Genomic DNA, 15151 nt, shown 5'->3' with positions numbered 1-15151 from the left:
ATAAAGCCTTGAACGAACACAATAACAATCAGCACGGGGAGTGCGTATTTAAGGTACGGCTTCAGCACTCTTGAAAGTTTAAGACCTTTACCCGTGTTACATTCTTCAAAGTAATTGTCAAAGCCCCAGCCGAATTTTGTTGTGCAGAACAGGAGATAAACCATTGCGCCAATCGGAAGAAGAAGGTTGCTGACAACGAAGTCCTCAAGGTCAAGCACACCTTTGCCGAGAATGTTGAAGTCACTCCAAATGTTGAATCCAAAAATACACGGCAGACACGCAAAGAACATAATAATTCCATTGATAATTGACGCCTTTGTTCTGCTCATGCCGAATGTGTCGGTAAGAAAAGCAACAAGGTTTTCAAACACGGCAATAACCGTTGAAAAGCTTGCGAATGTCATAAACAGAAAGAAAAGCGTACCCCAAATCCGACCGCCCGTCATATTTACGAAAACATTCGGAAGCGTCACAAAAATAAGGGCAGGTCCTTGGTCGGGCTGAACGCCAAATGAAAAGCAAGCAGGGAAGATGATAAGTCCGGCAACAATTGCAACAAAAGTGTCCAATGCACAAATCTGAACAGCCTCACCGTAAAGCGTGCGGTCTTTGTTCATATAACTGCCGAAAATTTCCATTGATGCGATTCCGAGTCCGAGTGTGAAAAACGCCTGACTCATTGCAGAGGTGATTACCTTGCCGAGTCCTACATCTTTAACCTTTCCGAAATCGGGAACAAGATAAAAGCTCAAGCCTTCTCCCGCATTTGAAAGCATCATACTGTTGATTGCAAGAATAATAATCAGTGCAAGCAACGCAACCATCATAACCTTGCTGACCTTTTCAATGCCTTTTTGAAGTCCTCGACTGCATACAAAAAATCCGAATACAACGATTATCGCAAGCCATATAATCATCTCAACAGGCGATGCCATAAGGTTGTTAAACACTCCCGAAACCTGTTCTGAGTTCATTCCGCTTTTAAATGTTCCCGTTGCAAATTTATAGAAGTAATCTAACATCCAAGCCGAAACAGGCGTGTAGAACATCATCAAAAGGTAACAGCCTATCATACACAGCCAACCGTGAATGTGCCATTTGCTCTTTGGCTTTTCAAGTGTTTTATAGCTTAATACGGCACTTTTTCTGCTTGCTCTGCCGACTGCAAGCTCCATTGTCAGAACGGGAATTCCCATAAGCACAAGAAATGCAAGATAAAAAAGCACGAACAATCCGCCGCCGTTTTCGCCCGTAACATACGGAAAGCGCCAGACATTGCCTATGCCAATCGCACAGCCTGCACTTACAAGGAGAAAACCTGTCCTCGACTTAAAATTTTCTCTTTGCATAAATATTCTCCTTAAAAATACTGTTGCTTTAATTATACAAACTTTTCACCGATATTTCAAGGAATAAACTTTTTATTTATGCAATTTCTACAACAATCCGAAACCTATAAAAACATGAAGCCCCCACACATTTTCGTGTAGGGGCGGTTTTCTTAAACAAAGAAATTGTCCTTATAATTAATATCTTTCTCCGACAGCAACAATGACACTTCTGCCTGCCATATTAATTCGTCTGTCATAGAGAATAACATTTCTGTCTTCAAGGATTACATCCTGCGGCTCGTTGCCTGTGTTTACATAAAGCTTCCAGTGGTATCCTTCGGGAAGGTCGGGAAGCTCAACATTTACATAATCCCAATAAGCATTGACGCCAAAGTAAACAAACTCGTCAAGTCCCTGTTGTTTAAGACTTGCACCGGCGTACATAACGCCAATCATTCTTGTATCATCGTAATACTTGGCACTCCACGCAACATTTGAATGGATGCTGACAGGCGGATAACTGCATGTTGCCTTGCCTCTGCTGTCTGTAATAATATGGAATCTCTTTCTGAAAGCAATCATATATTTGAAAAATTCAAATACATCCTTATGCTTTTCTTTTCTTGTCCAGTCAAGCCATGAGATAATGTTGTCCTGACAGTAAGCATTGTTGTTGCCGAACTGAGTGTTGCAAAATTCATCACCTGCAAGGAAAAGAGCAGGTCCCTGACTGCACATAAGGGTTGCAAAAGCATTTTTTACCATTTTGATACGCAGTTTGTTGATATTGTAATCGTTTGTATCACCCTCGGCGCCGCAGTTCCAGCTGTTGTTGTCATTAGCGCCGTCAGTATTGTTCCAGCCGTTTTCGAGATTGTGCTTTTCGTTGTATGAATACATATCGTAAAGCGTAAATCCGTCATGACAGGTAAGAAAGTTTACCGACGCATTGTAGCCTCTGTAGGTAGGGTCATACAAATCTCTTGAGCCGGTAATTCTCTGAGCCGCATCCCATGCAAGATGGCTGTCGCCTTTAAGAAATTTTCTGAGGTCGTCACGGTACCGTCCGTTCCATTCAGCCCATCTGTTCCATGACGGGAAACTGCCGACCTGATAAAGTCCGCCTGCGTCCCACGCCTCTGCAATAAGCTTTACTCCGCCGAGAATCGGATCAAACGCAAGGCTTTTGAGAAGCGGAGGCTTATCCATAGGAGTACCGTCCTCGTTTCTTCCCAAAATCGACGCAAGGTCAAAACGGAAACCGTCAATGCGGTATTCTGTTACCCAATAACGCAGACAGTCGAGTATAAACTGCTGCACAATCGGCTGATTGCAGTTGAGAACATTGCCGCAACCGCTGAAATTGTAATACTTTCCGTCCGGAGTGAGCATATAGTAAATGTTGTTGTCAATGCCCTTGAACGAGAAATACGGTCCCATTTCATTGCCCTCTGCCGTGTGGTTGAACACAACATCAAGGATAACCTCAATTCCGTTTTCGTGAAGCTCACGGACAAGCTGTTTAAGCTCTCTGCCTTCGTGATGATGCTCGTGGTCGCTCTCATAGCTTGTGTTCGGAGCAAAAAAGCATACGGTGTTATAGCCCCAATAATCGTAGAGCTGACGACCATCATAATTACGATACGAGCCCATTTCGTCAAACTCAAAAATAGGCATCATTTCAACGGCATTGATGCCCAGTTCTTTAAGATAGGGGATTTTTTCACGGATACCTGCGAATGTGCCTTTGTTTTTAACGCCTGAGGAGCCATCCTGAGTAAAGCCTCTTACATGTAATTCATAAATAATAAGCTCTTCAAACGGAAGCTTCGGCTGAGTGCAGTTGCCCCAGTCATAGTCGCTGTTTACAACTCTTGCCTTATAAACACCCTCATGCTCCTGTTTTTTACCCCAGCCGCTCTGACCGATTACAGCCTTTGCGTATGGGTCAAGAATGTATTTCTTTTTATCAAAAATAATGCCTTTTTCGGGTACATACGGACCGTCAAAGGAATATGCATACTCAAAATCAACCTCATCAAGACCGAACACGAGCATTGAATAGGTGTTGCCGATTTTGTAAGAATCCGGAAATCTGAGCCTTGCATACGGAATTTTTGCATAAGGTCTGAATAAAAGCAATGTACACTCAATGGCATAAACCGAATGAATAGTAAAGTTTACACCGCCGGAAACGGTTGTTGCACCGTTTAAAAGGAAGTTTCCGGGTCTGACATCGAAACCACCTACATTATCGGTTGGCTTTAAATCCCTCAACATAATATTTAATCCCCCTAAGTTCCTCTCAAAAAACAAAAATTCAGTCATAACACAACATATGTCTATATGTCTATTTTATCATATTATGTGATTTATTCAACACACTATTTGCAAAAATATAGTCAAATCTTGTCATCGTCGATTAAAAGTAGTATTTTTACACAAAAAAAGACCGGAATAAAAAATATATTCGGTCTTTTTAATCATTTGTTTACGCTTATTGTCAACCTATAAAAGTAAATCTGTCTGTTTCTTTGCCGTCAACATCAACCTTTTCGGCAAACATTTCGACAGGTCTTGCCCACACTTCACTTGTGTTGTGGAGATTTCTGTAAATTACAAGTTTTTCACCTGTTTCGCTGTGGGTTGCAAAGTTGATAACCTCATATTCGCCGCCCTTGAAATGTAGGTAAATACCCGGTTTGATTTCTTTTGTCGTATTTTCGGCATTGTCCGAGCTGTTTTCACAACAGTTTTCTGTTTCGGCAGGAGTTTCTTCATTTGCAGGAGCTTCAACCGCCTTACATTCTTTGTTGTCTGCATTGAAATCAACCTTGAAACTGCCGTCATTCACAACAAGAATTCTCGACTGATACGGCTGCATTTCAATTTCATAGTAGCCGTTTACATCTATAACTTCGTTGCCGTTGAGAACATCGGTAAGCTTTGCGTTGCAGCCTGTGTCAAAACCGATTCTTTCAACACGGTCTGTAAGGTTAAATGCAACAAAAACAGTCTGATTGTCGGTTTTTCTTCTGTATACAAGCTTTTCATTCTGAATATTTATGTTTTCAAAATCGCCGTACTTGAGAGCTTCGAGTGCAAGTCTTACTACACCGAGTTTTTTGATATGCTCAAGAAGTTCATAGTTCGGATTCGGGATGGAATCAAGGTCAAGACATGGACGAAGCTCGTAATCGCTGTAGGCAGTTCTCATACCCTCAATGCCGAATTCACTTCCGTAGTAAATTGACGGTACTCCGGGCATTGTATACATCATTGTGTAAACATTGTTGAGATGATTTTTGTCTTTAAGCATACTTGCAACACGGTTTACATCGTGGTTATCAACGAAATTATATGTGTAGATATTTCTGTAAATACCGCCGTTAGCAAACTGTCTGTTAAGAGAATGAGCAATTTCAAAATAGTTGTGGTCATTATGGCTTGAATAAATGCCTTTGTAGCATTCGTAGTTTGTAACCGAGTCAAGCACATCGGGATTTGCCCAATGATTGTAATCGCCGTGGGTAATCTCACCGTAGAGCCAGAAATCGGACTTTTTCTCTTTGCAAACATTTTTTAATTTTTTGAAAAATTCAATGTCAATGCAGTCAGCCGCATCAAGGCGAAGTCCGTCAATATCAAACTCATCAATCCAAAATCTTGCACAGTCAAGAAGATAGTTTACTACCTCGTCATTGTGGAGATTAAGCTTTACAAGGTCGTAGTAACCTGCCCAGCCCTCATAGCTGAAACCGTCATTATACGGGCTGTTGTTCCGGAAGTTTAAATTTTCAAACCAAGACGCATATCTTGAATTTTCACGGTTCTGCCGAACATCTTTGAAAGCAAAGAAATCTCTTCCCACATGATTAAAAACGCCGTCAAGCATAATTCTGATACCGTTATCGTGAAGTGTTTTGCAAATTTTTTTGAAAGATTCGTTGTCACCGAGCCGACAGTCGATTTTTTTATAATCAATAGTATCATAGCCGTGTTTTGAACTTTCAAAAACAGGGTTGAAAACAAGTGCATTTACCGACATTGACTTCATATGGTCAATCCAGCCGTAAATTTTGTCAAGTCTGTATTCCTGCTTAAAATCATTCTCCTTTGGTGCTCCGCAAAAACCGAGCGGATAAATATTGTAAATTACGGATTCATTTATGTATCCCATTATATTATCTCCTTTTTGCACAGAATAAAGCAATGTACGAATACAGTGTTTTGTGTACATTAGTCATAATTATAACACTAAAATTTCTATTGTGCAACTGAATAATTTGTGTTACAATGTAACATATTGATGATTTAAAAATGATTTTAAAAAATCTCGGAGGAACAAAATGCTTAAAATGCCCGAAAACAAAACAAGAAAAAAATTAAGAATCACACTTTGTGTGCTTTATCTCGTCGAAATCGTACTCTGTGCGTTGCCGTATTTCCAGTACATTGACGAAAAAAATGTACTTCATTCATATTCGGTATTCGATATTATGTCTGTGTGGGGACTCAGCGGTTCAAATGATGCGGTTTTTAAGTATTCGCTCTTTATGCCGATTTTCTTCATTATCCCGATTGCAGGATTTTTCTTCTGCGCTCTTGACAAAGAACGCAATATGAAGAATATCGTTTCAATCATTTGCTGTCTGCTCGGTGTGCTTTCAATTCTCTCAATGGTAAGCTATACAATCAGCCTTGCTTCTGTAATTGCACTTCTTTTGTACATTCTCATCTGTTTTCTCACAACGCTTTCAATCTTTGCAAGATTTACCGACAAAGATGCTACAAAAGCTCCTGTTAAGCAGAAAAACACCGATCCGAACAGGGAAGTGTGATTGACAAATTAAAAATTTAAAATTGAAATTTCGGTCGGGAAGACAGTTTGTTTGATGCAAAAACATTGTTTTCCCGACTCTGCTTTATAAGATAAAAGTATTTAAATAAGGCTTTGTTAAGGCTCTGTGCCAATAGCAGGGGCGCCTCGTGATTTAATATTTTAAACCACGGAGGAAATACTTTTTGAATAAAATGAATATATTCGCTATTTTTTCTTATATCCCTTTTATAATAAATCAAAATGTGATACAATATGACTGATAATCTGAAAACGGAGTTGATTAAATGAATTTCATCAACAGAAATGAAATTGCAGACGGTGTATTCTTTACTAATATAAAAGACAGCCGTTTTAAAACAATGAAAATCAGCGTGAACATTGTTGTTCCGCTTTCTATCGAAACAGCGTCGGAAAATGCGCTTGTGGGCGGATTGCTTGTTCGTTCATGCAAAAAATATCCCGATTTTACTGTTCTCAGCAAAAAACTCAGCTCACTTTACGGTGCGGATCTCACTTCATCGCTTTCAAAACTGGGTGAAAGTCAGGTGCTTAAAATTTCCGTTTCGGGTCTTGATGACAGATATTCTCTTGATGATGTCAGCATTGCAAAAGAGCTTTCGGAGCTTTTGTGCAGTGTGATTTTTGAGCCGAATGTCAAGGACAACGCTTTTATCGAAAGTGAACTTGAACAGGAACGCAGACAGCTTCTTGATGTGATTGATTCTGAATTTAACGAAAAGCGAATCTATGCAATGGAACAGCTTATAAAACATATGTGCAAGGATGAGGTTTTCGGAACCAAGCGTTACGGTACTGCCGAAAAAATCAAGGCTGCAACTGCCGAATCACTCTACAGGGCGTGGCAGAATCTTCTCAAAACCGCAAAATTTGAGATTCTCTATATAGGCGACAGCCCTGCCGACAAGGCAAAGGAAGTTTTTACAAAGGCATTTGCAAATATCGAAAGAAATGTTGCGACTTCATCTACTGATGTTGTTAAGAATGTTTCAAAAGAAAAACATATTACAGAGGAAATGGAGCTTTCACAGTCAAAGCTTGTTATGGGCTTCAGAACACAGATTTCCGCAGGTGATGACGAGGCGGTTGCCGAAAGACTTATGTGCGCTGTTCTCGGCGGTACTGCAAGCTCAAAACTCTTTAACAATGTTCGTGAAAAGCAGAGCCTTTGCTACTACTGCTCATCTGCCTACGATTCAATTAAGGGCATAATGTACATCAACAGCGGTGTTGAGGGCGAAAATCTTGAAAAAGCCGAAAAAGCTATTCTCAAAGAAATTGAGGATATGAAGAACGGCGAAATTACGGACTTTGAAATTGAGGCAACAAAGCTTGCTGTTGTTAATTCATTCAAGTCAAGCAGCGACAGCGTAAGCGGTATTGAAAACTGGTACACAGGAAGAATCTTTAACGGCGACCTTGAAACTGTTGAAGAAGTTTCCGCAGAGGTAAATGCCGTTACCAAGGAACAGATTGTAAATGCCGCAAACAAGCTCTTGCTTGATACGGTTTATGTTCTCAAAAATAAGTAAGGGAGGCGGACAGAATGAATATTACAGAAATTAAATCGGAAATTGCAGGCGACAGCTATTATAAAGTTGAACATCCATCGGGACTTACAATTTTTGTTTATCCAAAAGAGGGTTACACTTCTTCATATGCAATTTTCGGCACACGCTACGGCAGTATCAACACAAAGTTTTCCGTAAACGGCGGCGACATAATCACAGTTCCCGACGGTATTGCCCATTACCTTGAACACAAGCTTTTTGAGAGTGAAGAGGGTGACGCGTTTGTAAGATACGCAAAAACAGGCGCAAATGCAAACGCATATACAAGCTTTGAAAAAACCTGCTATCTTTTCTCATGTACGGATAAGTTTGACGAAAGTCTTGAAATTCTTCTCGATTTTGTTCAGGATCCCTACTTTACGGCTCAGACAGTTGCAAAGGAACAGGGCATTATCGGTCAGGAAATCAAAATGTATGACGACTCTCCCGATTGGCGCGTAATGTTCAATATGCTTGAAGGTATGTACCACAATCACCCTGTAAAAATTGATATTGCAGGTACGGTTGAAACAATTGCGGAAATTACAGCCGAAAAGCTTTATGAAGTTTATAATGTTTTCTACAACCTTAATAATATGGTTCTCTGCGTTGCAGGTAATGTAACGGTTGACGGCGTTCTTAAGGTTGCCGACAAAATGCTCAAGCCTTGTGAGAAGAAGGAAATCAAAAACTATTTTGAAACAGAGCCTTATGAAATCAAAGAGCCTTATGTTGAGCAGACTTTTCCTGTTTCTATGCCTTTGTTCAATCTTGGCTTCAAAGAAAAGGCGGACAAGCCTCTTAACGAAAATCAGCTTGCCTGCACGGATATTCTGCTTTCTGCGCTTGCGTCAAATACAAGCACACTCTACAGAAAGCTTATGGATTCAAATCTTATCAATTCAAGCTTTTCTTACGAGCTTTTTGAAGGTCCCGGTTACTGCTCGGTAATCTTCGGCGGTGAATCAAGAGCGCCGAAGCAGGCGGCTGAAATGATTAAGCAGTATATCTCGGATATTAAGAAAACCGGTATTGACAAAGAGGACTTTGAAATTGCAAGAAAGTCTGTTTATGGCGATTCGGTTTCATCTCTTAACTCAGTAAGTGCAATTTCAAATTCAATCATCGACTATGAAATGCAGGGTAATGAAATTTTCACTTATATTGACGCGGTTGCAAACGCAAGGCTTGAGGATATCAACGCAAGACTTGCCGAGATGCTCGATGTCAATAACTGTACTTTGTCTGTTGTAAAACAGCCCGAAGAGGTGTAATTATGCCTTATCATGTACAGTTTCCCGGATTTGGCTGGGAATTTGATATTAACCCGATTGCATTTTCAATCGGTGATTACAAGGTCTATTGGTACGGAATAATCATCGCCTGCGGACTTCTGCTTGCCGTACTGTATGCGTGGAAAAGTTCACCGCGCTACAAGGTTGACGGTTCAAAGCTTATCAACTGCATTTTCGCAGGAATAATAACGGGAATTATCGGTGCAAGACTCTATTTTTGTTTCTTCAAATGGGACTATTACGGACAGAATCCGATTGAAATTCTCTACATCAATAACGGCGGACTTGCCATTTACGGCGGAATTATCGGTGCGTTGCTCGGCGGCTTGACCGTTGCCAAAATACAAAAAATGGAGATTATGCCTGTTCTTGACATTGCAATGGTCGGTTTTCTTATCGGACAGGGAATAGGCAGATGGGGCAACTTTATGAATCAGGAGGCATACGGCGCTCCCACGGATTTGCCGTGGAGAATGCTGAGCGAGGGAACAGACAACATAGGAGTTCACCCGTGCTTCTTCTATGAATCAATGTGGTGTCTGCTCGGATTTGTACTTCTCCATTTCTACGGAAAATATAAGCAAAAGTATTCGGGACAGATTTTCTTTATGTACCTTGTGTGGTACGGATTTGAAAGAACAGTTGTTGAAGGACTAAGAACAGACAGCCTTTATCTTCCGTTCCAAGTTTTCGGAGCAGACATAAGGGTGTCACAGGTTCTTTCGGCAGTAATTTTTATAACAGGTATTGTATTCTTAATTATCAACAGAAAAAAGGAGGATTCTTTCTATGCAGATTATCGACGGAAAAAAGGTATCGGCACAGGTAAAGGAAGAAGTAAAGAGGCAGACGCTTGAGTTAAAAGAAACCCACGGAATAACCCCCGGTCTTGCGGTAGTAATCGTAGGCGACGATCCGGCGTCAAGAGTATATGTAAACAACAAGAAAAAGGCTTGTGAATTTGTAGGCTTTAAGTCTGAGGAGTATGCACTTCCTGCCGAAACAACACAGGAAGAACTTTTAAACCTTGTTGAAACTCTCAACAATAAGAAGGATATCAACGGTATTCTTGTTCAGCTTCCGTTGCCGAAACACCTTGATGACAAGGCTGTTATTGAGGCAATCAGTCCGCTTAAAGATGTTGACGCGTTCCATGCCGTAAATGTCGGCAAAATTATGCTCGGCGAGTATGATTTTCTTCCATGCACGCCTGCAGGCGTAATGGAGATGCTCCATTCCTACAACATTGAAGTAAGCGGCAAAAACTGCGTTGTAATCGGCAGAAGTAATATCGTAGGCAAGCCTATGGCAATGCTTTTGCTCCACGAAAACGGCACGGTAACAATCTGTCACAGCAGAACAAAGAATCTTGCTGAAATCTGTTCACAGGCAGATATACTCGTAGCCGCAGTCGGTAGACCGAAGTTTGTAACTGCCGATATGGTAAAAGAGGGTGCGGTTGTAATTGATGTCGGTATGGACAGGGATGAAAACGGCAAACTCTGCGGTGATGTTGATTTTGAAAATGTCAAGGATAAATGCTCGTTTATCACTCCCGTACCGGGCGGTGTAGGTCCTATGACAATTTCAACTCTTATGAAAAACACTCTCAAGGCGTGCAGAATACAGAATAATATTTGATATACTCAAAAAATATCGGGAAAATTGTTGACATCGAGTTTCCTTTGTGATATAGTATATAAGCCGCATATTGTGGGTTTTAAGTGATTCGTTCCACCTGCACATAGCGAGCCCAATGTAAAGGATGGTACTAAAATGTACGCAGTTATTCAGACAGGCGGCAAGCAGTACAAGGTAACTAACGATGAGGTTATCTTCATCGAAAAGCTTGACGCAGAAGCAAACGACACAGTAACATTTGATGTTGTAGCAGTCGGCACAGACAACGGCATCAAGGTTGGCACACCGCTCGTTGAGGGTGCTAAGGTTACAGGTGAAGTTGTAAAGAACGGTAAAGGCAAAAAAATCAGAGTTTGCACTTACAAGCCTAAGAAGGGCGAAAAGAGAGCAAAGGGTCACAGACAGCCTTACACACAGGTTAAGATTACTTCAATCGAAGCCTGAAAATGACTACGGTAACATTTTTTAAATCAGATGATATAATTTGCGGTTTTGAAATATCGGGTCACTCCGACTATGCCGAAGAGGGCAGCGATATTGTATGTGCGGCAATCAGTTCTGCCGCATATATGACTGCAAACACAATCACCGAGGTTTTGCATATCAATGCGCAGGTTACCGAGGATGACGGACTTATGAAAGTAAGAATGTCACCGAATGATGCTTTAAAGGCTTGTGACATACTCTCAGGCTTAAAGCTTCACTTAACTGCTCTTTCCGAGCAGTACAAAAATCATATTAAAGTTAAATTTTCGGAGGTGTAAGGTAATGCTTAAAATAAACATTCAGTTATTCGCTCATAAAAAAGGTATGGGTTCTACAAAGAACGGCCGTGACAGTGAATCAAAGCGTCTTGGCGTTAAGCGTGCAGACGGTCAGAAGGTTCTCGCAGGCAACATCCTTGTAAAGCAGAGAGGCACACATATTCACCCTGGTGAAAATGTAGGCAAAGGCTCTGACGATACACTGTTCGCAAAGATTGACGGTGTTGTAAGATTTGAGCGTGTCGGCAAAGACAGAAAGCGTGCAAGCGTTTATCCTGTTGAGCAGTAATCTCAAAATTTATGAGGGTGGATTTTAAATCCGCCCTTATTTTTTACATTTTTGTTTATACTAATAACAAACAAGTCTGAAAATCTTTACATTTGTACTGATAATTTTGAACAGCAAAACTGTTACGGAGAAAAATATGTTTGTAGATACAGCGAAAATTAAAATAAAAGCCGGTGACGGCGGTGACGGTGCCGTTTCGTTTCACCGTGAAAAATATGTGGCTGCAGGTGGTCCCGATGGCGGTGACGGCGGCAGAGGCGGCAACATTGTTTTTGTTGCCGATTCCAACCTTTCAACACTTGCCGATTTCCGTTATAAAAGAAAATATGCCGCAAAAAAAGGCGAAAACGGCAGGGGCGGCAGATGCCGCGGTAAAAATGCCGAAGACCTCATCATCCGTGTTCCTGTCGGAACTGTTGTAAAAGAGGAGAACAGCGGAAGAATCCTTGCCGATGTTTCGGGTGATGAACCCTATATCGTTGCAAAAGGCGGTAAAGGCGGTTGGGGCAATCCGCACTTTGCAACCCCTGTCCGTCAGGTTCCCCGTTTTGCAAAACCGGGACTTCCGGGTGAAGAGTTTGATGTTGTTCTTGAACTCAAGCTTCTCGCCGATGTGGGTCTTGTAGGCTTCCCGAATGTCGGAAAAAGTACCCTTGTTTCCGTGGTTTCACAGGCAAAGCCTGAAATCGCAAACTATCACTTCACAACGATAACGCCCGTTCTCGGAGTTGTGTCAATGGGCGAGGGTTCGTCATTTGTTATGGCTGATATTCCCGGTCTTATCGAGGGTGCATGGCAGGGTACAGGCCTTGGACATCAGTTTCTCCGCCATGTTGAGCGTTGCCGTATGCTCGTTCACATTGTCGATGTTTCGGGCAGTGAGGGCAGAGATCCCAAGGAAGATTTCATAACAATCAACAATGAGCTTGCAAAGTTCAATCCCGAGCTTGCCGAGCGTCCGATGGTTGTTGCAGGCAATAAGTGCGATATGGCAACCGATGAGCAGATTGCGGATTTTAAAAAGTTTGTTGAAGATCAGGGTTACGATTTCTTCCCGATTATGGCGGCAATCCGCTATGATGTTGATCCGCTCCTCAAAAAGATTCAGGAAATGCTTTCAAAGCTTCCGCCAATCACTCACTACGAGGCAGAGCCTGCCCCGATTGTGACCGTTGATGATTTTGATGACCATTCTGTTATAATCAAGAATGTGAACGGAATCTATACCGTTGAGGCTGACTGGCTGTTGCAGGTTATGAAGGGCATCAATTTTGACGATTACGAAAGCCTTAACTACTTCCAAAAGGTTCTCATAAACGGCGGTGTAATTGACGCACTCCGCAAAAAGGGCTGTTCCGACGGCGACACTGTTTCGATTTATGAGCTTGAATTTGACTTTATGGATTGATATTGCATAATACGGAGTTAATATGGAAAACACATCTGTTCATTCATTAGCCGATGAAATTTCTCCGCTCACACTTGCCTTTGTGGGTGACGGTGTATATGACCTGCTTGTGCGTGAATACCTTGTCCGCAAGGCTAACCGCAGTGTCGGAGAACTCAACAAAATAAAAGTTTCGCTTGTAAACTGCAAAAGTCAGGCTGAATTTGCAAAAGTTCTTATGCCGACTCTAACCGAAAAGGAGCTTGCCGTTTACAAGCGCGGCAGAAATGCCGCACCTAAATGCACCCCGAAAAACGGCTCTGTTGCCGACTATCACAGCGCAACAGGGCTTGAAGCGCTTTTCGGCTATCTCCAAATAAACAAAGACCAAAGCAGAATAAATGAGCTTTTTGAAATAATTATACATACTCGTTTCGGGGAGTGATTTTATGCAAACGAATTTAAAACCGAATTCCTCTCTTGCAAAGGCAGGAACACTATTTTTTGATTATCTTGTAATTTTAGCTGGTGCGGTTCTCTACGCCATTTCCGTTGCAATGTTTACATCACCGAATAATGTTGCACCCGGCGGACTTACCGGTGTGGCAACAATGCTCAACTATATGTTCTCGTTGCCAATCGGTATTATGATTTTTGTAATGAACATTCCTCTTTTTATCTGGGGATTTATCGAAAACGGAAAAGGCTTTCTGACAAGAACCCTTGTTGCAACGGCACTTGTGTCTGTTATGATTGATGTTCTTACGCCGATTTTGCCCGCATACACAGGTGACACGATCCTTGCGGCAGGCTTTGGCGGAGTTCTGAACGGTCTCGGACTCGGTCTTATCTTTTACCGAGGCGGTTCAACGGGCGGAACAGACATCATCGCCCTCAATCTTCACAAGCATTTTCCGTTCATTTCAACGGGTACAATAATTCTTGTGTCCGATATTCTCGTTCTTTTAATGGTATTCTTTGTATATCACAGCATTGAAAATGTACTTTATGCTTTGCTTGTAATTTTTATCAGCATAAAAGTAATTGATGCGGTGAGCTACGGTACTTCACGAGGCAACGGCAAATTGATGTTTGTTGTAACAGACAACTACAAAGAGGTCAGTATGGACATTATGAAGAACCTCAAGCGAGGTGTCACATATCTTGACGGCGAGGGCGCATACAGCGGAAAAGAAAAAAAGGTTATTATGTGTGCAGTCCGTCCGCAGGAAGTTTACAAAATCACTTCTGGAATCAAAAATGTTGACCCAAATGCCTTTATTATTGTAACAACAGCAGGTGCAATAAAGGGCAGAGGCTTTGTCAAAATAGATAACAACTGAAAAAGGCTCAATGTCAATAGTTGGGGTAACCCGAAAAAACAGAATATATGAGAATTACAAGTGGCAGCGAGTACTGGCTTGCTATTGAAAACCTTATGAGCGGTAAAACTCTTGCAAACCTCAATGGGCTGTAAAAACAGCCCTGCAAAAACAAAAAGGCACATAACCGAAAACAGTGACGGTTATGTGCCTTTTTGCGGTTTATTTATCCTTATTGTTGCTGAATTATTTCTTAATCCAAAACCCATATGGGTTTTATTTTTTAACAAAAAAGCATCAGCATACCTGAAATATACCGCAAAATAATTGCTTTTTAAGAATAATGAAAATGCACGATATATTGACAAAATCTACAAAAAACACACCGTAACTTGTGCATAACATAAAACCCTGTTGTGAAAACGGCAAAACTGAATGTAAAAATAAATATAAAACTATCACATTAAACAAATACAAAAAAATCTCGTGATTTTATTGAAAAAATCTCTGTCAAATGGTATAATCAACTATAAAGAATATGGGTTAGTGTTCGCATTTTGACTGAAACAGGTTAAGGATACAATTTTCGGCTGAATTCTCGTTGTTTTTTTGTAAATTAATTGCAAAATTCCGTGGCTTTGCCGATTATGTTTCACCGTTGGTCAGGCGGTAAAGGTCGAACCAGAACCTAACCAAAACCAAAATATTCGG

Annotated in this window: 15 protein-coding genes; 12 read left to right on the top strand and 3 right to left on the bottom strand. The window is 41.2% G+C overall.

The features are described 5' to 3' along the window. The 3 genes from RBATCC27255_RS06970 to RBATCC27255_RS06960 all read right to left on the bottom strand — a co-directional run. A partial coding sequence (locus tag RBATCC27255_RS06970) for a sodium-dependent transporter (RefSeq protein WP_101029339.1) occupies positions 1-1349 on the bottom strand: 1349 nt, incomplete at its 3' end. A 177-nt stretch (positions 1350-1526) separates the two neighbouring features. Further along, positions 1527-3611, bottom strand: coding sequence for a glycogen debranching protein (locus tag RBATCC27255_RS06965; protein WP_101029338.1), 2085 nt, complete (start codon positions 3609-3611; stop codon positions 1527-1529). Between the two features lie 223 nt (positions 3612-3834). After that, entirely contained in the window at positions 3835-5511 is a 1677-nt protein-coding gene (locus RBATCC27255_RS06960; protein ID WP_101029337.1) for a DUF1653 domain-containing protein, read from the bottom strand. A gap of 169 nt (positions 5512-5680) precedes the next feature. Here RBATCC27255_RS06960 and RBATCC27255_RS06955 point away from each other — a divergent pair, with 169 nt between their 5' ends. The 12 genes from RBATCC27255_RS06955 to RBATCC27255_RS06900 all read left to right on the top strand — a co-directional run bounded on the left by RBATCC27255_RS06955 (position 5681) and on the right by RBATCC27255_RS06900 (position 14767). Then, the gene (locus tag RBATCC27255_RS06955) at positions 5681-6172 is read left to right on the top strand and encodes a hypothetical protein (RefSeq protein WP_101029336.1); all 492 of its coding nucleotides are present in this window, start codon (positions 5681-5683) and stop codon (positions 6170-6172) included. A 286-nt stretch (positions 6173-6458) separates the two neighbouring features. After that, entirely contained in the window at positions 6459-7724 is a 1266-nt protein-coding gene (gene yfmF, locus RBATCC27255_RS06950; protein WP_101029335.1) for an EF-P 5-aminopentanol modification-associated protein YfmF, read from the top strand. A gap of 14 nt (positions 7725-7738) precedes the next feature. Beyond that, positions 7739-9016 carry an EF-P 5-aminopentanol modification-associated protein YfmH gene (gene yfmH / locus RBATCC27255_RS06945; protein WP_101029334.1) on the top strand — a complete coding sequence of 426 codons (1278 nt, stop codon included), beginning with the start codon at positions 7739-7741 and terminating at the stop codon, positions 9014-9016. A gap of 2 nt (positions 9017-9018) precedes the next feature. Next, entirely contained in the window at positions 9019-9894 is an 876-nt protein-coding gene (lgt, locus tag RBATCC27255_RS06940; protein ID WP_101029333.1) for a prolipoprotein diacylglyceryl transferase, read from the top strand. After that, positions 9827-10678 (top strand): bifunctional methylenetetrahydrofolate dehydrogenase/methenyltetrahydrofolate cyclohydrolase FolD, encoded by an 852-nt coding sequence (gene folD / locus RBATCC27255_RS06935; protein WP_101029332.1) that lies wholly within the window; start codon positions 9827-9829, stop codon positions 10676-10678. The genes lgt and folD overlap by 68 nt, the downstream gene beginning before the upstream one ends. 135 nt (positions 10679-10813) lie before the next feature. Then, positions 10814-11122 (top strand): 50S ribosomal protein L21, encoded by a 309-nt coding sequence (rplU, locus tag RBATCC27255_RS06930; RefSeq protein ID WP_101029331.1) that lies wholly within the window; start codon positions 10814-10816, stop codon positions 11120-11122. 2 nt (positions 11123-11124) lie between these two features. Then, a complete protein-coding gene (locus tag RBATCC27255_RS06925; protein WP_101029330.1) occupies positions 11125-11442 on the top strand; it encodes a ribosomal-processing cysteine protease Prp in 318 nt (105 codons plus the stop codon). A gap of 4 nt (positions 11443-11446) precedes the next feature. Next, a complete protein-coding gene (gene rpmA / locus RBATCC27255_RS06920; RefSeq protein WP_015523724.1) occupies positions 11447-11731 on the top strand; it encodes a 50S ribosomal protein L27 in 285 nt (94 codons plus the stop codon). A 136-nt stretch (positions 11732-11867) separates the two neighbouring features. After that, positions 11868-13139 carry a GTPase ObgE gene (gene obgE / locus RBATCC27255_RS06915; RefSeq protein WP_101029329.1) on the top strand — a complete coding sequence of 424 codons (1272 nt, stop codon included), beginning with the start codon at positions 11868-11870 and terminating at the stop codon, positions 13137-13139. Between the two features lie 22 nt (positions 13140-13161). Further along, the gene (locus RBATCC27255_RS06910; protein ID WP_101029328.1) at positions 13162-13563 is read left to right on the top strand and encodes a Mini-ribonuclease 3; all 402 of its coding nucleotides are present in this window, start codon (positions 13162-13164) and stop codon (positions 13561-13563) included. Positions 13564-13567: 4 nt separating this feature from the next. Beyond that, positions 13568-14461 (top strand): YitT family protein, encoded by an 894-nt coding sequence (locus tag RBATCC27255_RS06905; RefSeq protein WP_101029327.1) that lies wholly within the window; start codon positions 13568-13570, stop codon positions 14459-14461. 123 nt (positions 14462-14584) lie between these two features. Next, positions 14585-14767, top strand: coding sequence for a hypothetical protein (locus tag RBATCC27255_RS06900; protein WP_101029326.1), 183 nt, complete (start codon positions 14585-14587; stop codon positions 14765-14767). Positions 14768-15151: the final 384 nt, after the last annotated feature.

It is taken from the genome of Ruminococcus bromii (assembly GCF_002834225.1).
In the GTDB taxonomy this organism is placed as follows: domain Bacteria; phylum Bacillota; class Clostridia; order Oscillospirales; family Acutalibacteraceae; genus Ruminococcoides; species Ruminococcoides bromii.
Note: the sequence above shows the minus strand (reverse complement) of the source record. Positions and strands in the feature narration are given on the sequence as shown.

Coding starts and splice junctions, on each gene's coding strand:
- RBATCC27255_RS06965 (WP_101029338.1), bottom strand. CDS start 3,611: ATGTTGAGGGATTTAAAGCCAACCGATAATGTAGGTGGTTTCGATGTC.
- RBATCC27255_RS06960 (WP_101029337.1), bottom strand. CDS start 5,511: ATGGGATACATAAATGAATCCGTAATTTACAATATTTATCCGCTCGGT.
- RBATCC27255_RS06955 (WP_101029336.1), top strand. CDS start 5,681: ATGCTTAAAATGCCCGAAAACAAAACAAGAAAAAAATTAAGAATCACA.
- yfmF (WP_101029335.1), top strand. CDS start 6,459: ATGAATTTCATCAACAGAAATGAAATTGCAGACGGTGTATTCTTTACT.
- yfmH (WP_101029334.1), top strand. CDS start 7,739: ATGAATATTACAGAAATTAAATCGGAAATTGCAGGCGACAGCTATTAT.
- lgt (WP_101029333.1), top strand. CDS start 9,019: ATGCCTTATCATGTACAGTTTCCCGGATTTGGCTGGGAATTTGATATT.
- folD (WP_101029332.1), top strand. CDS start 9,827: ATGCAGATTATCGACGGAAAAAAGGTATCGGCACAGGTAAAGGAAGAA.
- rplU (WP_101029331.1), top strand. CDS start 10,814: ATGTACGCAGTTATTCAGACAGGCGGCAAGCAGTACAAGGTAACTAAC.
- RBATCC27255_RS06925 (WP_101029330.1), top strand. CDS start 11,125: ATGACTACGGTAACATTTTTTAAATCAGATGATATAATTTGCGGTTTT.
- rpmA (WP_015523724.1), top strand. CDS start 11,447: ATGCTTAAAATAAACATTCAGTTATTCGCTCATAAAAAAGGTATGGGT.
- obgE (WP_101029329.1), top strand. CDS start 11,868: ATGTTTGTAGATACAGCGAAAATTAAAATAAAAGCCGGTGACGGCGGT.
- RBATCC27255_RS06910 (WP_101029328.1), top strand. CDS start 13,162: ATGGAAAACACATCTGTTCATTCATTAGCCGATGAAATTTCTCCGCTC.
- RBATCC27255_RS06905 (WP_101029327.1), top strand. CDS start 13,568: ATGCAAACGAATTTAAAACCGAATTCCTCTCTTGCAAAGGCAGGAACA.
- RBATCC27255_RS06900 (WP_101029326.1), top strand. CDS start 14,585: ATGGGCTGTAAAAACAGCCCTGCAAAAACAAAAAGGCACATAACCGAA.